This window comes from Spirosoma aureum, from assembly GCF_011604685.1.
Taxonomy (GTDB): domain Bacteria; phylum Bacteroidota; class Bacteroidia; order Cytophagales; family Spirosomataceae; genus Spirosoma; species Spirosoma aureum.
The window spans coordinates 8,760,674-8,781,241 of the sequence record NZ_CP050063.1 but is presented as its reverse complement, the minus strand read 5'-3'; the positions used below and the strand labels follow the sequence as shown (position 1 = coordinate 8,781,241).

At 48.5% G+C, this 20,568-nt stretch carries 17 protein-coding genes; 5 read left to right on the top strand and 12 right to left on the bottom strand.

Features of this window, described 5'->3' with window-relative positions; genetic code table 11:
- Nucleotides 1-11 precede the first annotated feature (11 nt).
- From G8759_RS35195 to prfA, 9 genes are all read right to left on the bottom strand, one after another.
- Nucleotides 12-1,127 carry a mannonate dehydratase gene (locus tag G8759_RS35195; RefSeq protein WP_167219413.1) on the bottom strand — a complete coding sequence of 372 codons (1,116 nt, stop codon included), beginning with the start codon at nucleotides 1,125-1,127 and terminating at the stop codon, nucleotides 12-14.
- Nucleotides 1,128-1,263: 136 nt separating this feature from the next.
- Nucleotides 1,264-2,121, bottom strand: a complete 858-nt coding sequence (locus tag G8759_RS35190; protein WP_167219412.1) for a 2-hydroxy-3-oxopropionate reductase — start codon at nucleotides 2,119-2,121, stop codon at nucleotides 1,264-1,266.
- An 82-nt stretch (nucleotides 2,122-2,203) separates the two neighbouring features.
- Nucleotides 2,204-3,649, bottom strand: coding sequence for a GntP family permease (locus G8759_RS35185; RefSeq protein ID WP_167218443.1), 1,446 nt, complete (start codon nucleotides 3,647-3,649; stop codon nucleotides 2,204-2,206).
- A 71-nt stretch (nucleotides 3,650-3,720) separates the two neighbouring features.
- On the bottom strand, nucleotides 3,721-4,500 hold the full coding sequence (locus G8759_RS35180) for an HpcH/HpaI aldolase family protein (protein WP_167218441.1): 780 nt from the start codon (nucleotides 4,498-4,500) through the stop codon (nucleotides 3,721-3,723).
- Between the two features lie 116 nt (nucleotides 4,501-4,616).
- Nucleotides 4,617-6,146, bottom strand: a complete 1,530-nt coding sequence (locus G8759_RS35175) for a SusD/RagB family nutrient-binding outer membrane lipoprotein (RefSeq protein ID WP_167218438.1) — start codon at nucleotides 6,144-6,146, stop codon at nucleotides 4,617-4,619.
- 42 nt (nucleotides 6,147-6,188) lie between these two features.
- Entirely contained in the window at nucleotides 6,189-9,686 is a 3,498-nt protein-coding gene (locus G8759_RS35170; RefSeq protein ID WP_167218436.1) for a SusC/RagA family TonB-linked outer membrane protein, read from the bottom strand.
- 136 nt (nucleotides 9,687-9,822) lie between these two features.
- Entirely contained in the window at nucleotides 9,823-10,953 is a 1,131-nt protein-coding gene (locus G8759_RS35165; RefSeq protein WP_167218434.1) for a FecR family protein, read from the bottom strand.
- A gap of 24 nt (nucleotides 10,954-10,977) precedes the next feature.
- The gene (locus tag G8759_RS35160; protein WP_167218432.1) at nucleotides 10,978-11,577 is read right to left on the bottom strand and encodes an RNA polymerase sigma factor; all 600 of its coding nucleotides are present in this window, start codon (nucleotides 11,575-11,577) and stop codon (nucleotides 10,978-10,980) included.
- 249 nt (nucleotides 11,578-11,826) lie between these two features.
- Nucleotides 11,827-12,900: a peptide chain release factor 1 gene (gene prfA, locus G8759_RS35155; RefSeq protein WP_167218430.1), complete on the bottom strand. Its 1,074-nt coding sequence runs from the start codon at nucleotides 12,898-12,900 to the stop codon at nucleotides 11,827-11,829.
- 207 nt (nucleotides 12,901-13,107) lie between these two features.
- On the opposite strand from prfA, the gene G8759_RS35150 reads away from it, so the two are divergent.
- Complete coding sequence (locus G8759_RS35150) at nucleotides 13,108-13,689, top strand: hypothetical protein (protein WP_197933073.1); 582 nt, start codon at nucleotides 13,108-13,110, stop codon at nucleotides 13,687-13,689.
- Between the two features lies 1 nt (nucleotide 13,690).
- Here G8759_RS35150 and mnmH read toward each other — a convergent pair whose 3' ends face one another.
- Nucleotides 13,691-14,719: a tRNA 2-selenouridine(34) synthase MnmH gene (gene mnmH / locus G8759_RS35145; RefSeq protein ID WP_167218426.1), complete on the bottom strand. Its 1,029-nt coding sequence runs from the start codon at nucleotides 14,717-14,719 to the stop codon at nucleotides 13,691-13,693.
- An 89-nt stretch (nucleotides 14,720-14,808) separates the two neighbouring features.
- On the bottom strand, nucleotides 14,809-15,555 hold the full coding sequence (locus G8759_RS35140; protein WP_167218424.1) for a pyridoxine 5'-phosphate synthase: 747 nt from the start codon (nucleotides 15,553-15,555) through the stop codon (nucleotides 14,809-14,811).
- Between the two features lie 144 nt (nucleotides 15,556-15,699).
- Between G8759_RS35140 and G8759_RS35135 the strand changes: the two genes are divergently transcribed.
- The 4 genes from G8759_RS35135 to G8759_RS35120 all read left to right on the top strand — a co-directional run bounded on the left by G8759_RS35135 (nucleotide 15,700) and on the right by G8759_RS35120 (nucleotide 19,501).
- Nucleotides 15,700-16,149, top strand: a complete 450-nt coding sequence (locus tag G8759_RS35135; RefSeq protein WP_162388788.1) for a GatB/YqeY domain-containing protein — start codon at nucleotides 15,700-15,702, stop codon at nucleotides 16,147-16,149.
- A gap of 98 nt (nucleotides 16,150-16,247) precedes the next feature.
- Nucleotides 16,248-16,757 (top strand): CvpA family protein, encoded by a 510-nt coding sequence (locus tag G8759_RS35130; protein ID WP_167219411.1) that lies wholly within the window; start codon nucleotides 16,248-16,250, stop codon nucleotides 16,755-16,757.
- A gap of 59 nt (nucleotides 16,758-16,816) precedes the next feature.
- Complete coding sequence (gene rlmN / locus G8759_RS35125) at nucleotides 16,817-17,863, top strand: 23S rRNA (adenine(2503)-C(2))-methyltransferase RlmN (protein WP_167218422.1); 1,047 nt, start codon at nucleotides 16,817-16,819, stop codon at nucleotides 17,861-17,863.
- Between the two features lie 216 nt (nucleotides 17,864-18,079).
- Nucleotides 18,080-19,501, top strand: a complete 1,422-nt coding sequence (locus tag G8759_RS35120; protein WP_167218420.1) for an inorganic phosphate transporter — start codon at nucleotides 18,080-18,082, stop codon at nucleotides 19,499-19,501.
- Between the two features lie 91 nt (nucleotides 19,502-19,592).
- Here the strand turns inward: G8759_RS35120 and G8759_RS35115 are convergent, their stop codons facing one another.
- Nucleotides 19,593-20,396, bottom strand: coding sequence for a lysophospholipid acyltransferase family protein (locus tag G8759_RS35115; RefSeq protein WP_167218418.1), 804 nt, complete (start codon nucleotides 20,394-20,396; stop codon nucleotides 19,593-19,595).
- Nucleotides 20,397-20,568 lie beyond the last annotated feature (172 nt).

The window sequence follows — 20,568 nt, the reverse complement described above, 5'->3', positions numbered from 1 at the left end:
GGTTTTATTGCTTATGATACTTCGTCTGCTACCGTCTGAAGAAGTCCTTTTATGTAGCCGTAGCAGAATGAAAAGGCCTGTAAATCAGCGGCACTGTCGGCATGATGTGGCACATGGTCAGGCATGACCATGCCTGAATAGCCAACATCGCGTAAAGCCCTGACCACATGCAGAAAATTCATGTCGCCGTTATCGGGATAAACCTCCTGGAAGTTGTTCCAGCCACCCTTGATGTTACGCAAATGAACGTTAAAAATCTGGTTTCGCTCACCAACCCATTTGATGATCGGCATAATTTCCGTTTTTGGGTCATTCAGCCCTTCGGCGATTGATCCGATGCAAAAATTGAAACCATGATATTCACTATCATACAGCTTGGCAAATCGTTGAATACCCTTAAAAACATCCGGGCTATTCCAACGGGTTATCCCCCGAAACCCAACGGGCGTTGGGGGGTCGGCAATGTGATTGGCTAGTTTGACCTTATACTCTTTGGCAACCGGAAGAATCCGGTCGAGGAGGTAAGTAATGCGCTCAAACATCTGCTCGATAGATACATCCCCGGCTATGGTTTTGGGCGCATTTTGTTTGACGGCCTCTTCGTAATTCCAGGTGCTATAGATGGCATTGCCGCGTTTAGGATCGACTGTTTTTCCCGTCCGTAAAACCGGAAGAATTGTTGTGTTATAGTTTAGTACCTTAATGCCTGTTTTTCCGGCAACCTGAATCATCTGCTGAAGGATCTCGATTTCACGATCGCGTTCCGGACTCTTTCCGAGCATGACATTCGGATATTCGGCCTTGTCGATTCCAGACGAGGCTAAGGGAAAGTGGTAGGCGTCCAGACTAATGCCGTATTTTTCACAGGCTTCTTTCTTTCTCAGCGAATCGTCCAGATCCCAGCCTTTGCCAGGAATCGTTTTAGGAGCCCCTCCATCCAGATTATACACCCCATGTCGGGCTTTGAACTCCAGGTTTTCGGTTGATGTGCCACCCGATTGACAGCCCACTTTCATCAGTACTTTTTTGGGTTTGGCCTTGCTGTCGGCTTTTGCCAACTCGGGGCTCCACGCGGCTGCTCCCACGGAACCCGCGGCAATGACTCTAATAAAATTCTTACGTTTCATCATGTTAAGGTTCGTTAAGGGTTTTGGTTTTAAAGCATTCATTGAGCCAGGATTTTCGCCAAAAAACAGACTAGGTCATGAATTGGTACAGGATGAATCTGGGTCTGGTTTTAACGAAAATCCTGGGTACGATAAATTATTCTACTAGTAACAAGAGCGAACTATGGTCTAATTCGCCGTTTCCCTGAGCTACGGCAGCCTCCATTTGAGCGGCTACCAGAGCAGTACCTTTGAGAGGTACCGAAAATTCTTCGCCAGCCTGTAGGGCAATGCCCATATCTTTCTTATGTAATTTGATCTTGAAACCCGGCTTGAAATTGTGATCGATCATCCGTTTTCCATGCAGGTCGAGGATACGGCTTTGCGCAAAACCACCCAGCAGAACCTCCCGCATTTTTTCAAGATCTACGCCCGCTTTTTGAGCCAGTGCGAACGCTTCCGCAACGGCCTGAATCGTAATGCCAACAATCATCTGGTTGCAGGTTTTGGTCATTTGTCCGGCACCTGGTTCGCCGATGTGAACAATGTTTTTTCCCATCGCCTGAAATAGAGGCAGGGCACGCTGAAAGGCAGATTCACTACCGCCCACCATAATAGACAGCGATGCGGCTTCGGCACCAACCTGGCCTCCCGAAACCGGTGCGTCCAGGGCGTCGGCTCCTTTTGCCTGCATTAAGCCGTAAATGTTCCGTGCGGTTGAAGGGGCAATGGTCGACATGTCAATAAATAAGGCTCCTGCCTGAATACCTTCGAGCACTCCGTCAGGGCCAGACACGACCTGTTCGACGTCGGGCGAATCGGGCAGCATCGTAATGATAATGTCATTCTGTTGAGCCAGTTCTTTACTCGTTGCGAACGATTGCGCACCCGCTTCAATTAGGTCGCTGGCTGCTTTACTTTGGCTCAGTACCGATAGCGAATAGCCAGCCTTAATCAAGTTCAACGCCATGGGCTTGCCCATGATACCCAAACCAATAAATCCTACTTTTTCCATTTTATAGAGGTATTTTTCCTGCAAATACGGACCGTATCGGCGAGAAACAAATGTCATTTAATAACAATGTCGTATCAGCGTATTAAACCAGTGGGAATAATTGTGCTGCAATCATGATAACGACCAAGCCTGTCAGACCCATCACTACCAGTAAGGGCGAAATGGTTTTCAGGGCCTCACGTTCCGTTAAGTTGCTTAGTTTGCAAATGATCCAGAACCCTGCATCATTCATCCAGGGTACTAATTTTGACCCGCAGCCAATCGCCAGACCTAAATACAGTGGGTGAAATTCCAGGTGTGCATTGCTGGCCATTCCTGACAGAATGCCCGAAGCCGTGATCAGCGCTACCGTGGCCGAACCCTGCGCGGTTCGGACAACGGCGGCAATGAAAAACGCCATCGGAATCAATGCCATCTGGTAATCCTTCGTCATGTCGGCAATACGCGCGCTAATGCCGGTTTGCTGTAACATACCACCAAAAGCGCCACCCGCTGCCGTGATCAGGATGATACCTCCTCCGCTCATCAGAGCCGCCTGCACGAACGGGGTTAGTCCTTCTTTGTTGCCCTTTTTCTCTTTGGCCAGCACCAGCAGAGCTGCAATACCACCCGTAACGATCGCGATATTCTTATCGCCAAAAAACTTGATCAGGCTGATCAGCTTCCCTAAAAAGGGCGACTGAGTAAGCGGTGTTCCTGGTGTAGCCATCGCTGTGAGGGCTGTATCTGCACAGATAAAGACCAGGGGAATCAAAACGGGTAAAAGCGACAGTCCCAGCGCGGGAAGATGAATGGTCTCTTTGGCTGCAATTAGTTTGATGTCTTCCAGTTTTGCATCCAGCGAATCACGCAGCGGAATCGGCCATTTTCGGTTGGCCCAAAGCGCAAAAAAATACCCGGCCGTTATGGTGAAAAGTCCAACTATAGTGCCGCCGATCATCATCATTCCAATCGGAATGTGCATTTCGCCCACCAGAAAGAGTGGTCCTGGTGCGGGTGGAACCAGCGAGTTAGCCATAGCTGCTCCGGCCATGATGCAGAGCACCAGCAGGAGGTAGTTTTTGCCAATTCGCAGGGTCATGGCCTTCGCCAGTGGCATCATCAGAAAAATAACTGTATCGAAGAAGACGGGTATTCCCAAAAAGAAGCTACTCACCAGAAACGCAATGGGCGCCTTTTCGATGCCCGTTAACCGCAGCATTGACCGTATAATTCGTTCAGCGGCTCCGCTCTCCAGCATGCATTTCCCAATGATCGCGGCCATCGCGATCAGGATGCCTATTTTGCCGCAGGTATTCCCGAATTCAGTGGCAATGCGTTCGCCGATTCCCTTTTTCGCCAGGGCCAGGGCAGCGGCCGGTGCCGTGCCTTTCGATAAAGCAAATTGTTCGATGGCCGAAGCTGGTGTCATTAATGCAACCACGAAAGCGCCTAGTAACAGAGCCAGAAATGGATGCAGCTTCAGGCCAATTATGCCACCTACTACGATAATTACGCCTACAGCTAAGATTATGAGCGGATCAGTCATTAAACAAAGGTTTATGAGAATAGTGAGTGGGCAGTCTGCCAGTACAAGCAGACGACTATCGACTTTATTGGTTAGCTGGTTTTTGAGACTGATCGGAATGCATCCAGTTTGTTCGCCAGGTTTCGGGCGCCATCGGCAACAAACGTGGCATCGGCCCCGCAGGCAATTAGCCGGATGCCGAGGTCGTGATAGGTATTGTAATCATCGGGATTAAAGAACAGAATGCCAGTAGCCTTCCCGGCTTTTTGGGCTGCGTTGATCGTTTCTTTTAAGGCTTCTTTAAATCGGGGATGGTCAAATTGCCCGAAAATGCCCAGTTCCATAGATAGATCGGCGGGACCAATAAACAGCACATCGACACCGTCGATAGCAGCTACTTCGTCGAGGTGATTGAGGACTTCAACGGTTTCGATCTGAACCACGCCCAAAATCGTATCTCTGGATTCCTGATAATACTGGTTGAATTGCTGAGCGAAGCCGGTAGCGCGTACCATCTTGGCAACCCCCCGGCTGCCATGCGGAGGATAATGTAAGCCGTTTACGACCTTTTGGGCATCTGCCGGATTGGTAATTTTTGGGCACATGATCCCTTCGGCCCCCATGTCGAGCACCCGGTGAATACGTTGACTTTCGGCACTTTCTACCCGTACAATAGCCCCAGCAGACGTATGTTCAAGAGCCTGTAACTGATACAGCGCATCTTTCTCCGATCCGGCACCATGTTCCAGATCGATCAGCACCCAGTCGAATCCGGCCTGGCCAACAATCTCTGCCGTAAGAGAACTGCCAAGGTTTAACCAACACCCGTTGAGTGTATCGCCTTGCTTAAGTCGTTTTTTTAGATTCTTCATGTAAAAGAAAGGTGGAATAAGGAAGGCTTTACTTTATCAGGATTTATTGAAAGCCGTGCCACGGTTAGGAAGCACATGGTTAGAAACCGTGGCACAGCTTTTAACAAAACTCCGGTCTACTTTTTATCCCACCAGATTCGGGTATCGAGCAGATTAGGCCCCTGTCGGCCAATCGCCTGTTGTACATTGATTTTATTAACATTCAGCTCAGCATCCGTATAGGTCAATCGACGAATAAACGGCTCTGTTTTCAGATCACTGCCCGGATACGGATTCGGCGTCAACACAGGAAAACCGGACCGACGGAAGTTAGCCCATGTTTCTGGACCCATGAGAAATGAAGCGACCCAATATTGCGTATTGATTTGTTCCAACTCTTTGCCCGTAGCCAACGGATTGGCCTGTAAATAAGTCGCGATGGCAGCGTCAGGAACGGCAGTACTTGTTCCATAGCTGGCCAGTTGCCGCATGTGCGAACGCACGCCATTGGCGTATAATGTAGCCGGATCGCCCGTTGTCCATTTCCGGAACGCGGCTTCGGCCAGTAACAGCTGGGTCTGGGCATAGGTAACCAGAAAGCTGGGAGCCAACAGAGCGGCCATTCTCGTTTTGTCGAGCTGACTGTAATCCCATAAACTAGCGAGTTTGCTGGCGGTTACAGCCGCACTAATCGTGGTATTATCATAGCCCAGCGGTGCACCGATCTGAACCCCGGGAGTCCGATTGGCCTTTGACTCAATCTGTTGGGCTCCACTAGTCGCGCCCACATACCGAACCGCAATGGAGGCTAACCGTGGATCGTTGGTTTTGCTCAGATAGCTGACGAAATCTTCGGCCAGATAAAAGAAGGCAGATTGACCGCCATTTAACTGAGAGCCAACAGGGTTGGTAAAACTGGCGGTATGGCGGATAATCGCGTTGTCATCATTGGACTGCATGACACCACCGGCAACAGCTTTTCCAACGTATTCGGCGGCTTTGGTCGGGTTTGCTTTGGATAGCCTCATGGCTGCCCGGAGCAAAATGGAATATCCCAGACGTTTCCATTTAACGACATCGCCATCATAGAGAATATCGCTGGCTACCTTTGTTTTGGTCGCATCCAACGCAGCAGAAGCAGCATCCAGTTCAGTTAAAAGATCCGTATAAACAGACTCCTGCGTATCGTAAACAGGTGCTACGATACCTTCCAGATAACTTTTTCCGGCCTGCGTATACGGTATGTCGCCGTAGGTGTCGGTCAGCACCATAAACGAATACGCCCGCCAGATTCGGGTCATATTGTACAGGTTCGTGCGGGCCGGATCGTTTTTCGTTTTGGCGATGACATCCGTCAACTCCTTGATAACCGATTGGTAATACGTATTCCAGTTGCCGTTCGATACCGTCCGGTTATCCTGATTAAAGTTAGCTGCCGACCCCTGACCACTAAAGGGTGTGATCATTTGTTTGACGATGGTCGTTTCATAGCTTAAGTTACCATAGCCCGGTGCACTGGCTACAATGGCGGTGTTCAATTGAAAGGCGGGTTCTACGGCTGTCAGCGCAACGGGATTGACGTTCATTTCGTCGAATCCTTTATCGCAGGAAGCCAGCATAAAGAAGGCTAGTACCCAGATTGGCAGGTATTTATTGATTTTTTTCATAGTAGTCCGTTTTTGTGGGTTGACAATAGCTGTGGGAAAATCTTAAAATTTGACGTTAAGATTAAATCCGACACTACGGGTTATTGGCAAACCGGTTGCTTCAAGGCCTATCAAATTATCGGAGGGAAAGCCGAACTGCTCAGGATGAATATTGGGGACCCATTTCTTGATGACAGCTACGTTATTGGCCACGGCGTTTAACCGAATTCCTTTAATGAACTTGCTGGAAGTTGGTAGAAATCTGGTGAAGTCGTAGCCGATCGTTATCTGCCGCAGCTGCCACAACCCCGCATTGTAGACAAATTCTTCGGCGATGTTCTGCGAACGAACGGTTTCATAAAAAGCCTGGACCCCCGATTTGGTCTGATTAACTTCGCCACTTGGATTGACGCCATTCCCGATTACATAGTTTTCTGCCCGTCCGGCTAAGGTGGCTTTGTGCAGGCCATGCCGCCAGGCATTGTGGTTTGTTCCGGAGATCATCTTATGGCCGAGCTTGAAGTCGATCAAAAATGAGAGATTAATGCCTTTGTAGGTAAAGCTATTGGTGAAACCACCAACCCACTTGGGCAAAGCACTACCGAAGCTGATCTGCGTGGCAGTTCGGAGCGGACGCCCATTGCCCGCGTCAAAAACCTGTCGGCCCTGTGCATCTCGCAGGTAGCCAAAACCAAACAACTGACCCATGGGCAGACCAACTACCTGACGCAGTTCCCCGGTAAAATCGCCGGTTCCGACGGTGATCATATTATCGCTGACACTACTGCCCAAATCGAGAACTTTCGTTACGTTATAGGCCGCGTTAATGTTGACATCCCAGCTAAAGTCGACTCGCTTAAGGGGTGAAAACGTCAACAGCATTTCCAGGCCCCGATTCTGGCTTTGACCGACATTGATCAACTGCGTCAGGTATCCACCCGCGTCGGATGTCTGGGCTCGCAGAATTTGGTCCGACGATAGTTTGTCGTAATAGGTCAGGTCTAATCCTATCCTGTTGTTGAATAGTTTCAATTCCAGTCCCACTTCTTTTTCGGAAACACGCATGGGGCGCAGATTGGCGTTGGGAACCGTTGACCCGCTAATGCTGGCTAAGGGCTGGGCAGCTCCACTCGGTGATGGAAACTGCTGGGCGTTTATTCCGTAGAAAAGGTTATTGGCATAGGGCTGTACATCGGTATCACTACCTACTTCAGCATAAGCCGCTCTGATTTTTCCAAAAGAAAGCCACCCTGGTAAGGCGCTGGCGAATGCTTGCGAAAAAACGAAACTGGCTGTTACAGAGGGGTATAAAATACTCCGATTCTCGGGCGATAGGGTAGAAAACCAGTCGTTTCGGACGGTTCCGTTTATAAACAGAAAGTCCTTGTATGAAACCTCTGCCGACCCATAGAGCGAATTAACCTGCCGTTCTGATAATTCATAAGTAGCATCTTTTTGGCGACCATTGCCTATTGTGTATAGTCCTCGGGTGTAGAAGTCCTGCGCAAATACATTGTGCCGACTAATTCTGCGATACATCTGGTTACCACCAATGTTTGCATTGACGCCAAAAACGCCAAATGTATGGTTGGCTCCCAACAGGAAATCCGTATTCAGCTCTCGTACCGTCCGTGAATCCTGCACATATTGGCCATTGACAAAACCTGCCGGTGCGGCAGGTTGCCGCTGGCTGCCGGTGGGTAGGTTGTAATCCTGTTCACGCGCGTAATAGTCCTGGCCAACCCGTGCCTGTAGAAACAGCCAGTCCGTAAAATTGTACCGAGCCGTCAGATTCCCGAACACCCGATCGGTGCGCACATTCTCGAAGCGTTTCAGGGCAAAATAGGGATTGGTTCGGTTGGTGAACCGTGACCAGAGGACTTCATTCCCATTCGCATCAGACGCATATTTTTCCAGCAGGTCCAACGGCATGGAGTTGGCCATGCTAAACAATACAACCGGGCTATAATCCTGCTCAGCAATATTCGGTGGGTTTTTCCGGTACTCATTGGAATAATTCACATTGCCCGAAATGGTCAGCTTCTTCGCCAGTGTTTGGGTAAATCCCAGATTAACGGTTTTGCGGTTATAGCCCGAACCCGGCAGAATCGTTTTGTTGTCCAGATTGGAAATCGACAGGTTGAACCCCCCGAATTCGCCACCCGACGAAAGACTGATGGTGTTTGTCCAGGTTTGTCCGGTGCGGTAGTACTTCGTTATTTGATTCCGTTGCGGTACATAAGGTACTTCAACGCCATCGAATAAAATCTGGGTCATGCCTGGCTGGAATTTTTCGCCAAAACTCCATTGGCCCGACGTTGGAAAGGGAGCTGTTGGACGAACACCGTTTTCACCCTGACCGTATTCATACTGGTAGTCGGTGTAGTCCAGTGGGGTGTCTGTCGTAAAATTGGTGTTGTATTCCAGGCCAATACCCGATCCGGTTCCTCTGGTTTTGGTCGTAATCATAATCACCCCATCTTTAGCGCGCGAGCCGTAGAGGGCCGAGGCCGCTGCGCCTTTCAGAACGGTCATAGTTTCAATATTGTCCGGATTAATGCTGCTCAGCCCGTCTCCGCTGTCCGAAGTCCGGTTGCTTCCCTTATCAGATACATCTCCTCGGGCACCATAGTTTGTGTTATCAATTGGTACGCCATTGACAACGATTAGGGGGGAGTTATTGCCGCCGAAGGATGATTGGCCACGAATCCGGATTTTACTGGTTCCGGCAGGTCCTGACCCTAGCGAGGTTATATTGACACCCGGAATTTTGCCTTGTAGGGCGTTCATGAAATTGGCCGTTCGGTTAACCGTTATCTGATCGGAGGTAACCGTAGAGGTGGCATACCCGATGCTTTTGGCCTGTTTTTTTATACCCAAAGCGGTTACAACGACTTCGTTCAGTGCTTTACTGGCCGGAGCGAGCGAGACCCGAAACGTTGATTGATTGCCCGCCACCACCTCTTTGCTGTCGTAGCCAACGAAGCTAAAGACCAGAACCGAAGCACTTCCGTCCGGAATATCCAGTTGAAAGTTACCCTCTGAATTAGAGGTAGTACCGCGTTGCGATCCTTTCACGATGACACTTACGCCCGGTAGACCAGCTCCTTTTTCGTCCGTTACCTGGCCCGTGATCGGTCGTTTAGGCGCGGCTTCCGGATGGTCGATTGGTTCAACAAAGCCGGTGTCGGTAGAAGCCGGTGCGCTGGCTGACAAAACGATCTTTCGGCCTACCAGTTCATAATTGACAGACAGCGGTTTGATGTACTTAATGAGTACCTCTTCCAGGGTCGAATTATTTACCTGAACGCTTATTCGTTGCTTAGGGTCGATTACCTGAGAGCTATACACAAACTGTACACCCGTTGCTTTTTCAATATCGATCAGTATCTTTTTGATCTCCTGATTTTCAGCACGTAAAGTCAATCGCTTGCTCAGGTATTCCTGGGCCTTACTCGAGTGGGCATACGATACGCCCACCAGAAGGAACATAACTAAACTTTGTGTTAGAGAAAACCGCATAAGTTTTAGCCAGAGTTGCCCGGAAAGGTGTTTTTCCATAGTTTTGGTAAGGTTTAAAGGTTCGGATTTCGGAACTTCTTCCACTGAGCGGTTACTTTGGCGAGTCGACTCTCAATGGATAGACCTATCGGCAGTGGCTTAGCCACTGCCCTTGTTTTTATGCATTCACTGGCACTTATCGATAGCTTTTTCGGCTAAGCACAATTTGCCCATCTATTATTTCGTATGTCGCTGAAGCGGCTTTGCAGAGTAAATCCAGCTTTTCATAAAGTGACTCACTCGAAAGAGCGGCCGTAATTTTGCACCCCTCAAAGCTTTGTTCGTCGAATTGAATCGGAATACCGTAGCTGGTTTCTAATTCCCGTAAAATCGCTGACAGGGCAACATCGTCGTACACGAAAGTTATTTCTTTATCGCTTTTTCGGACAAGGGCAGGATTTGCCACCAGGGTTTTTGTCAGATTACCATCGCTTTTCTCGAAAATGGCTGCCTGATTCGCATTCAGTATCAGGCCGTTAACCTCCTTGTTGTAGGAAGTACGTTCGGGATTGGCCTTATACACAGACACTTTCCCGGAGAGTACCTGCACCGTAATCTTTTTGTCGAGATCGAAAGCGCTTACCACAAAACGAGTGCCCAGCACTTTGGTGACGGTTTCGCCGGAATAGACCATAAAAGGCTGTTTTCGACGCTTAACAGAGAAACTTCCTTGCCCTGCCAGATAAACTTTCCGTACATTTCCAACAAACTGTGAGGGGTATCGAAGGCGACTTTTGGGGCTTAGTAACACTTCCGAACTATCGCTAAGCACGACACGAAGCAGTTGCTTCGTATGGTTAAACGTCTCAACAAATTGATTGGCTGAACCGTCTGGCGAATGGTTGGGACCATCGGCTTTCCTGGTAATTAACGGCGTTGAGTTGGTGTGGATAGAATACCAGCCTAGCCCGACCACGGCTAAAAGGAGCGCAGCAATCCCGGCTGCCCAGCGGAAACCATACGGGAGCCTTAACGATGTTTCGGACCGAAAACCAGATAAAAAAGGCGATTGATTGGGTACTGATGAACCTGTGGCTACAATAAACCGCTCGACTTCTTTCCTTATCTCGGCTTCGCTGATTCGTTCGGGAGCAACGGTGGCGGCCCGAATGAACTGCTCCGCCTGATGAAATGCCTCCCGTTTTTCGGGGTAATGTTGCAGAAATGATCTCCAGAAAGTTTCCCGGCTGCTGCGTCCCCGAACCCATTCTTCAAAGTCTTTATCATCAATAAAGTCTTCTACCCGATATGATTCATAATTCTTCATTGCTGTCTACGGCTTAGTCTAAAATTAGATCCTCTCCAGAAAATAAAGGAAGAGCCCAATCGTGTTGACAGGCCAGTTTTTCCGGAGGCTATCCAGCGATTTATGAAGCAGATTGTAAACCGATTGACGGCCAAGATTCATGATGTCCGCAATCTGTTCGAAGCTGAGATTCTGATAGAAACGCAGGTAAATGAGTTCTTTCTGGCGTTCTGGTAAATGATTGATTACGTGCTCCAGTTTTCGGATCTGGTAGATTTCATTTTCTTCTTCAATGAGCCGTATATCAGCCGCAAACTCGACCGAGAACGAATATTCGTCGGAGAGTGCTGATTGGTGCGTCGCCTGTTTTTTCGACAGTTCGCGCAGGATACGGGTTTTAAGAACGACGAGTAGATAAGAGCGGACATTACCGACCGAATTGATCGATGCCTGCATCTTCCAGAGATTGACGAACAGCTCCTGAATACAGTCTTTTACAAATTCACGATCGCCATGCAGGCGCATTCCCCAGTGGAACAGGTCAGCATAATAACTCTGCATGATTTTGGCCAGTGCGTACATATCGCCCGCCCGATATTCCTGCCAAAGTTGTTGTGCTTCTTCTGAAGGTAGCCGTCTGCTCATAAGTCCAGGTGCCTTTATTACATGAGCAGTTTTTAACGAAAACTTAACCTCCTATTTAAGATTATTTTCTTAAAAAATTAGAAAATACTTATGTTGATGTGAGCGATTATGGCTTACTAGCGTCCTGGAGGTTTAGCTATGCGTGCTTTTTTCTTGATTCTTTTTCAATTATTATCAGGATAGAAAGGCCAAAAACGCATAAAACCCGGTTTTCGCCGGGTTTTATGCGTTTGGTAGGAAATAGTTTACCTATGCGGCTGCACCTTCTTTCAGTCGCTCGGCGTTTTCGGCAATGCGAAGTTGTTCGATAAAGTCGCCAATGTCGCCATCCATGACGGCAGGAAGGTTATAAACCGTCAGGCCAATGCGGTGATCAGTAACCCGGCTTTGTGGGTAGTTATAGGTTCTGATTTTGTCGGAACGGTCGCCACTACCCACCATTGTTTTGCGTTGCGATGCAATAGCTTCATTGTGTTTCTGCAACTCAATTTCGTAGAGCCGCGAGCGTAGAACGGTCAATGCTTTATCGAAGTTTTTCAACTGTGAACGCTCATCCTGACACTGCACAACAAGCCCCGTTGGAATGTGAGTCAGACGAACAGCTGAATACGTTGTGTTTACTGACTGACCACCCGCACCCGATGAACAGAACGTATCTTTCCGAATGTCGTTCATGTTCAAGTCAACATCAACCTCTTCGGCTTCGGGCAGCACGGCTACGCTGGCCGCCGATGTATGAATCCGGCCCTGAGTTTCGGTGGCGGGTACGCGTTGTACGCGGTGAACCCCCGACTCAAACTTCAGCTTGCCGTATACATCTTCTCCCTCGATTTCGGTGATAATTTCTTTGTAGCCCCCCGATGTGCCTTCTGTATAATCGACGAGCGACATTCGCCAGCCCATTTTTTCGCAGAATCGCTGGTACATTCGGAACAGGTCACCGGCAAAAATAGCCGCTTCGTCGCCACCGGTGCCGCCCCGGATTTCCAGAATGACGTTTTTGCTGTCGTTGGGATCTTTCGGAATCAGCATTTCCTTCAGCGTCTCCTCCAGCGTTTCCCGGCGTGGCAGCAGTTCATCTAATTCGGCTTTTGCCATTTCCCGAAAGTCTTCATCTTTTTCGGTAGAAATGATTTGTTTGGCGTTTTCGATCTCTTCGAGCAGTTGCTTGTAGGCTTGATACTGCACAACGATCTTTTCCAAATCTTTATATTCTTTGCTCAGTTTCATGAACCGTTTCTGGTCCGAAACGGCCTCGGGCTGCACGATTTGCTGAGCTACTTCGTCGAAGCGTTCGCTAATGGCTTCTAACTGATCAAGCATATATTGGGAAGACGTTAGATACTGGATACTTGGACGTTTGACAAAAAGATACAGCTAATTGATCTGATATCGGCTGTCTACCGTCCTGAAAAACAAAATTACAAAAATCCCGGCAGTTAGGCTTTATGTTTGCAGGCTGCAACCAAGCCTTTTGTGGGATCGTTCTATCTATAAATGACGAAACGTAATCGTATTAAGTTCCTGTTTATGAAACGCTCAGTAATTCTACTTTCCTTGCTAATCAGCCTTTTGCTTGCCTGTGGACCCGACCGGGTACAGTATACGAATGAATTGAAACAGGAGATGGCGGATTCGAAAATCAAGCGTATTACCGATGCGGATCTGATCGAAACAATTGATAATATGGGAGGAAAGGTGAGTGCTGTGGTCGAGAAAGAATTAGCGACCGGACTCTCAAAAACGACTAATCCCGCCGATCGTGCGAAACTCTGCCAATTGCAGAACCTGCCCCGTGTGAAGGCCATTGCCGAACGTTATGCGCTTGATATTCGCCTGCTGGGAACTGCCGATGTGAAGAATAAATCATTTAGCCAGAAAGAACGCGACATTCTGGATGCTTACCTCTATAATGCAAAACAGAAATTAGCGCCTATTTCGAACATTCAGAAAATCACGGATACGCTCTTTGTTTACAACCTGGCTCTTCCTGCCGATAGTCCGATCTGCAAAGCCTGTTTCGGAAAACAGGAGATCCCATTTGCGGTATGGCGGCTGGCGTTCAGCAAACGGGAGGTAATTCGACGGATGAATTCAACGAAAAAGAAATAAACTATAGGGAGTTGGCCCAGTTAATGAGCTGTTTCGCTGTTTCGACTGGATTGTCGGCTTGTACCGACAATGAATGAACCATTGTTGAATCACGCTGCGATAAACCATGTAGATAGGCTTTATCATAGTAATCGAGCGTCAGATCGGCAACCGTGGCGTAGTCGTGGTGAGCAAGAGCATCAAGTGCCTCTTTTGTTACTTTTCCACCCAGTCGTTTCCGAATCCGTTCCGTTGCCGCAATGAGTAGCCCATGATCTATGCCCGTATATTCGGAAACCAGTCGGCAAATCCGAATTTCTTTAGGCATGTCGACAAAAGCTACCTGAGCGGATCGCATCTGCTGCCAAAGCGCCATTGGAATAAAGCAGGAACCAATGTTTCGGCTCTCGTCTTCAAGCCAGATCCGCCGATTGGGATTTAGTTGCCGCCAATTCTCATATAAGACGTTCTCGAATTGTTCGGTAGCGGGCTGAGCCGCCTGCCCGATAGCACCGTATGTTGACCCTTTGTGATGCGCTAACGCTTCGAGGTCAATAATTTGTTCGCCCTCTTGTGCCAGTGCTTTCAGAATCTCGGTTTTGCCGCTACCTGTTTTGCCGCCCAGAATGAGGAGGGGACGGGGTTCCGTAAAAGCAGCCAGCACGTCGTTACGATAGGCTTTATAGCCACCCGCCAGCGTCGAAGCAGTTAGTCCTGCGGTGTCGAGAAGCCAGGCAAAAGAGCCGCTGCGCATACCACCCCGCCAGCAATGGACCAACACTTCTTTGGTTTGCGGATTAAGCTTTTTCGACTGTTTAACGAATCCTGCCAGCTTGGGACCCACTAAATCAAGACCTAGCAGAACGGCTGCATCTTTACCGGCATTCTTGTATTTTGTACCAACCTGTGCCCGCTCGTCATTGTCGAACAGCGGAATACTGATCGCTCCCGGAATATGAGCATGGTCGTATTCGCCCGGTGACCGAACATCGATAACGGGAACGGTTTGCGCCTTATCTAAAAATTCTTCGACCGATAGCTGATGAACCATTCCTGACCAGGATTACACGGATTTAGGGATTAATCGGATTTTGCTCATTACTGTTCGTACTAGTCGTTAAAACCTTGTGAATCGTTAAATCAATGTAAGCCTGCGAGGCCGCCCGGCGCTTCAGACGATAGACAGCGTAAATACATCTGGATCGTATTCTCAAGCCCAAAGTAGAGCGCATCACAGATCAAGGCATGACCGATAGACACTTCTTTGAGGCCGGGTATCTGTTCGTCAAAGAAACGCAGATTTTCCAGACTCAAATCGTGTCCGGCGTTGAGTTCAATACCCAATTCGTTGGCTTTGCGGGCCGCCCTCACAAAAGGGGCAATGGCCATGTCGCGATTGTCGACATAATGGGCAGCATAGGGTTCCGTGTATAATTCAATTCGGTCGGAACCGACCGCCTTGGCTCCCTCGACCATACGCTCGTCGGCATCTACGAAAATAGAAACGCGAATACCATCTGATTGGAAGGTGTCGACCAACCGGCGAAGATGATCGGCATGGCGGATCGTATCCCAACCGGCATTCGACGTTATGGCATCGGGCGCATCCGGAACGAGGGTTACCTGTTCAGGTTTCACACGTTTTACCAGCTCGATAAATCGCTCGTCGGGATTGCCTTCAATGTTGAATTCAGTAGTAACTACCTCTTTCAAATCCAGTACGTCCTGATAGCGGATATGGCGCTCGTCGGGGCGGGGATGCACCGTAATGCCCTGAGCACCAAAGCGCTCACAGTCAAGAGCCACCTGTACAAGATTCGGATTGTTGCCACCCCGCGCATTTCGAATCGTGGCAATTTTGTTGATATTAACGCTTAAACGAGTCATTTTCGCTAATGAGTGATTGGGTGAATGAGCGAATACGTGAATAAGCCTTCACAGATTTGTAACTTTGCCGAACCGATGATGGTTCATGGATGAGTAATCAATCAACCATTCTCTGCTTTACATTATCCATTATTCATTACCAAAATGGCTCTGAAACAACAAATTGACGCTGATATCAAGCAGGCTATGCTGGCCAAAAATCAGGATAAACTCCGGGCTTTGCGTGCAATTAAGTCCATGATTTTGCTTGAAGAAACCAAAGAAGGTGGCACCGGCGAACTTAAACCCGAAGAAGAAACCCGAATTCTGACCAAAGCGGTGAAGCAGCGGAAAGATTCTGCCGATATCTACCGTCAGCAGAATCGGGCAGATTTGCTGGCAACGGAGGAGACGGAAATCGCCATTATCGAACAATATCTACCGAAACAGCTTTCGGAAGACGAATTGAAGGAGAAGCTCCAGGCAATTATCACGCGCATTGGCGCTTCGGCCCCTTCGGATATGGGAAAAGTAATGGGAGTAGCGACCAAAGAGCTGGCTGGTCAGACCGACGGGAAAGCTATTTCTGCAGCAGTTAAGCAACTTTTACAATAAGCGAAAGTGTGAAAGAGCGAAAAGGTGATCTAGCCTGTTTGCTCTCTCGCTCTTTAGCTCTTTCACCTTTTCACTAATTGAATACGCTCGACCTGCTGATGATCATTCCCCTGGTCTGGGGGGCTTTTAATGGTTACCGCAAGGGTCTCCTGGTGGAGATTGTTGCGGTCATTGCGTTTGTTGTGGCCATGATCGTTGGGTTCAAGTTTCTGGCCTTTGGCATCGAATTGCTGAGTCCGTACATCAGTCGCGAACTGGCACGTAAACTGTTGCCCTGGCTGGGATTTTCGGTGATCTTTTTTCCTACTGTGTTCATGATCAACCAGATGGGCTTTGCGCTCCGTCGCTCCCTGAAATATACACTCCTGGGAACGTTCGATAGTGTGGCAGGGGCAGCTGTTGGTCTTTTTACGTGGGTGTTTGGAATTAGTGTAATCCTTTGGTTGTTCAGCTATATGGGTGTCAGAATACCCCCCCGCCAGACCGAAGGCGCCTTTTTGTATGCGTACATTCGGCCAGTTGCTCCTCAAATAATGGACAAAGCTGCTGTTTGGGTACCTAAAGGGCTGGAAACAGGGAAGAAATTAAGTGAGCGAATGAGCAACTGAGTGAATGCCATCGGGTACTATTCACTCAGTTGCTCAATCACTCATTCACTCATTGAACAATGAAACAAGACATTCGCAAACTTACAGCCGCTCAATTGAAAGACTGGCTGGCGCAACATGGCGAACAGGGATTCAGGGCGAAGCAAGTTCATGAATGGCTCTGGAAAAAATCAGCTCAGTCGTTTGAGCAGATGACCAATCTGTCACTGCCAACGCGTGAATTATTAAAAACTCACTTCGAAATTCGGCCTCTAACTGTCGATCAGCAACAGCGAAGTAATGACGGCACCATCAAATCGTCGTTTCGGCTGTTCGATGGCAATCTGGTCGAGGGCGTGCTGATTCCTGCTCTCCGTAACGATGATGTGGACCGTATGACAGCCTGCGTATCAAGCCAGGTTGGTTGTTCGCTGACGTGTAAATTCTGCGCGACGGGTTACATGGACCGCAAACGCAACCTTGATGCTGCCGAAATTTATGATCAGGTGGTGGCTATCGACCGGCAGGCCAGGGAAAACTATGACGCACCGCTGTCTAACATCGTCTACATGGGCATGGGCGAACCGCTGCTGAATTATAAAAACGTGCTGGAATCGGTCGATCGAATTACATCGCCCGATGGGTTGGGTATGTCGCCCAAGCGGATCACGGTGTCGACGGCGGGAATTGCCAAAATGATCAGGCAACTCGGTGATGATGCGGTGAAATTTAATCTGGCCCTGTCGCTACACGCGGCCAATGACCAGAAGCGCAATCAGATAATGCCCATCAATGAAAGCAATACGCTTCAGGCTCTGGGTGATGCGCTGGGCTATTTTTACAAAAAAACGGGTACTCGTATTACGTTTGAATACATCCTGTTTTACAATTTTAATGATACCCTACAGGACGCGCAGGAGCTTTGGAAGTTTACAAAACGGGTTCCGGCAAAAATCAATATTATCGAATACAATCCTATTGCAGAGGCTAATTTCAAGAATACAGATCCGCAATCGTTGGATAAATTCGCTGGTTTTCTGGATGATAAGGGCGTAACCGTAAATGTCCGCCGTAGTCGGGGTAAAGACATCGATGCGGCCTGTGGACAGCTGGCTGGCAAAAAGTAGAAACACCAACATGCGATTTAGGTGATCAGCCTCACGACATCGTCAGGAATCATAACCTGACTGAGCTGTAACACGTTGCTGAACCGCAGAAGTCATACTATATTCGGTCTCTACTTAACAATTTGGTAATACTGCTATGGCCAGTTTACCTTACTTTTGTGGCAATCATCGGCTTACGGACTTGCTGTTTGCCTAATCATAGAAGATCTCCCACCCATGTTTGGATTAGAAACGGATGTTTTTATCCTCCTCTTTATCAGCTTATTCGCTGCCTGTGCTTTCGAATTTGTTAACGGTTTCCACGATACGGCCAATGCCGTTGCCACTGTCATTTATACCAATTCACTGAAGCCAACGGCGGCCGTTGTGTGGTCAGGAATATGCAATTTTACCGGTGTTTTGCTGGGCGGTATTGGCGTTGCAATGGGTATTGTAAACTTGTTGCCGGTCGAATTACTGGTCGACCAGAACGTTTATCACAGTGTTGCTATGGTACTGGCCTTGTTGCTGAGTGCCATCATCTGGAACCTAGGAACCTGGTATTTCGGACTGCCAAGTTCAAGTTCTCATACCCTGATCGGATCGATTCTGGGCGTAGGTCTGGCTTTTTCTACCATGCCTGATAATAAAGCTGGATCGGCTGTAAACTGGGAAAAAGCGATTGAAACAGGCGAAGCACTGCTATTGTCTCCTCTATTGGGCTTTAGCCTGGCCATTGTATTGATGTTTGTGTTACGTCGATCGGTGCCCGAGGATGTGAAAGGTCAGCTTTTCAAGGAGCCAAAGAAAAATAGTCTTCCACCTTCCTGGATTCGTGGTGTCCTGATTGCAACCTGTTCGCTGGTTAGTTTCTTTCATGGCAGCAATGACGGTCAAAAGGGAGTGGGCCTGATCATGTTGATTCTGATCGGTATTGTTCCCTTTCATTTTGCCGTACAGCCCGATCTTGATCCGCGTCTGATGCAACCAAATATTACGGGTATCGAACAAACGATCGCAGCGCTGGATTCAAATCAACTGGCGCCCATAAACCGTGATCGCCTGGCGCGTACCCGTATTGAACTGGCCGAACTGAAGGTGATGGTCAATGCTCCGCTTGTCGACAATAAAATTCCCAAGGAAGAACGTTTGAATGTTCGGCGCGATTTGCTGCTAATCAATAGCAACATGAATAAAATTGCGGAAGACGAAGGGGCCAACCTTAGCGCGAGCCAACTGGCGGTCATGAAAAAGAGTCTGAGCGAAGAAAACGGTTTGCGTCGTTTTACCGACTATGCTCCGTTGTGGGTAATTCTAATGATTGCTCTTTCGCTGGGCCTTGGTACGATGATCGGCTGGCGCCGGATTGTGGTAACCGTAGGCGAAAAAATTGGTAAGCAGCATTTAACGTATGCACAGGGCGCTTCGGCCGAACTGGTCGCTGCCAGTATGATTGGGTTAGCATCGGCGTTAAAACTGCCAGTTAGTACCACTCATGTTCTCTCCTCGGGTATTGCTGGAAGTATGGTTGCCAGCAAAGGTGTCAAAAATCTTCAGGCGGGTACCATTCGGAATATTGCTTTAGCGTGGGTATTGACGCTACCCGTTTCCATGCTATTGGCCTTCACACTTTACCTTTTATTCCGCTGGATTCTTTAACAGCGCCTTGAGCGACAGCGAAGATCAACTCATTGAGTCAGGTCATAGTGCCTGAAGTATATACCTTGTGGAAGGTTGATCTTCGCTTCGACTATTTCACCCATTCTGGCGCATCCTGTTCGATGGCATGCCGAACTTTGGCCACAATATCGTCGACGGTATCGTCGGGGCTTACCAGAAGTGGCGCTTTAAACTTTACGGTTAATAAAGTATTGCGCTTTTTAAACCTCAGCCCTTTCTTATCGAAGGCCCGGCGGAAACCGTTGATAACTACCGGAATTACGATTGGCTCGTTGTTTTTGATAAGATGTCCGGTCCCTTTCCGGACCGGAGCGTAAGGACTCGTTGTTCCTTGTGGGAAGCTAACCACCCAGCCATGAGCCAATGCTTTAGCGATTTTATCGTTAGCTGACGTGTCTACCGACCGCTGTACTTCGCGCCCTTCAGCACGCCAGGAGCGTTCAATCGTTAAAGCACCTCCCGCCGAAAAAATTCTGGGCACAATTCCTTTCTTCATCGTTTCTGATGCCGCCACGTAGTATTGCCGGGCTCGGGGCCCAAGAAGATACAACGGCGGTAGCATCGTATTCTGGAATCCCCATTTAACGGCGCAGAAGATATGGAAGAAGGCAATAACGTCGGCAAAATAAGTCTGGTGGTTCGACAGGAAGAGGACGTTGTTGATCGGTAAGTTTTCTAAATTTTCGGTTCCCTCAATCTGAATTCGATTGACGACTGTGTAACGAGCATAGGTAAGCCAGCCAACAATACCAATCAGCATACGTCTAACCAGAAGTGAGTTGCCAAACGGATCTCGCTCAAAAATGCCGAGCAGGTCTAAAGGCATCAGAAACTTAGGCAAGTAGCTAAATTTAGTAGGCTTTATGTATTTCATCACAGGTTAAGGGGGTCGCAATTCGATCCAATACAGCCGATTGTATAGCCATTTTATCGTGGCTGTTTACCAACAGAATGCACTGAATTAGTAAAGTTACAAGTCCGCTATAATGTTTTCAAGAAAAAGTACAAACCGATGCATTATAACGAAAATGCCCGAACAGGGTTTA

What these genes read in the sequence shown, in the direction of transcription:
- G8759_RS35175 (WP_167218438.1), bottom strand. Translation starts at nt 6,146, where the DNA reads ATGAAAAAAATCAATAAATACCTGCCAATCTGGGTACTAGCCTTCTTT.
- G8759_RS35185 (WP_167218443.1), bottom strand. Translation starts at nt 3,649, where the DNA reads ATGACTGATCCGCTCATAATCTTAGCTGTAGGCGTAATTATCGTAGTA.
- prfA (WP_167218430.1), bottom strand. Translation starts at nt 12,900, where the DNA reads ATGCTTGATCAGTTAGAAGCCATTAGCGAACGCTTCGACGAAGTAGCT.
- G8759_RS35160 (WP_167218432.1), bottom strand. Translation starts at nt 11,577, where the DNA reads ATGAGCAGACGGCTACCTTCAGAAGAAGCACAACAACTTTGGCAGGAA.
- G8759_RS35120 (WP_167218420.1), top strand. Translation starts at nt 18,080, where the DNA reads ATGTTTGGATTAGAAACGGATGTTTTTATCCTCCTCTTTATCAGCTTA.
- G8759_RS35135 (WP_162388788.1), top strand. Translation starts at nt 15,700, where the DNA reads ATGGCTCTGAAACAACAAATTGACGCTGATATCAAGCAGGCTATGCTG.
- G8759_RS35195 (WP_167219413.1), bottom strand. Translation starts at nt 1,127, where the DNA reads ATGAAACGTAAGAATTTTATTAGAGTCATTGCCGCGGGTTCCGTGGGA.
- G8759_RS35140 (WP_167218424.1), bottom strand. Translation starts at nt 15,555, where the DNA reads ATGACTCGTTTAAGCGTTAATATCAACAAAATTGCCACGATTCGAAAT.
- G8759_RS35180 (WP_167218441.1), bottom strand. Translation starts at nt 4,500, where the DNA reads ATGAAGAATCTAAAAAAACGACTTAAGCAAGGCGATACACTCAACGGG.
- G8759_RS35150 (WP_197933073.1), top strand. Translation starts at nt 13,108, where the DNA reads ATGAAACGCTCAGTAATTCTACTTTCCTTGCTAATCAGCCTTTTGCTT.
- G8759_RS35190 (WP_167219412.1), bottom strand. Translation starts at nt 2,121, where the DNA reads ATGGAAAAAGTAGGATTTATTGGTTTGGGTATCATGGGCAAGCCCATG.
- mnmH (WP_167218426.1), bottom strand. Translation starts at nt 14,719, where the DNA reads ATGGTTCATCAGCTATCGGTCGAAGAATTTTTAGATAAGGCGCAAACC.
- G8759_RS35130 (WP_167219411.1), top strand. Translation starts at nt 16,248, where the DNA reads ATGATCATTCCCCTGGTCTGGGGGGCTTTTAATGGTTACCGCAAGGGT.
- rlmN (WP_167218422.1), top strand. Translation starts at nt 16,817, where the DNA reads ATGAAACAAGACATTCGCAAACTTACAGCCGCTCAATTGAAAGACTGG.
- G8759_RS35115 (WP_167218418.1), bottom strand. Translation starts at nt 20,396, where the DNA reads ATGAAATACATAAAGCCTACTAAATTTAGCTACTTGCCTAAGTTTCTG.
- G8759_RS35170 (WP_167218436.1), bottom strand. Translation starts at nt 9,686, where the DNA reads ATGGAAAAACACCTTTCCGGGCAACTCTGGCTAAAACTTATGCGGTTT.
- G8759_RS35165 (WP_167218434.1), bottom strand. Translation starts at nt 10,953, where the DNA reads ATGAAGAATTATGAATCATATCGGGTAGAAGACTTTATTGATGATAAA.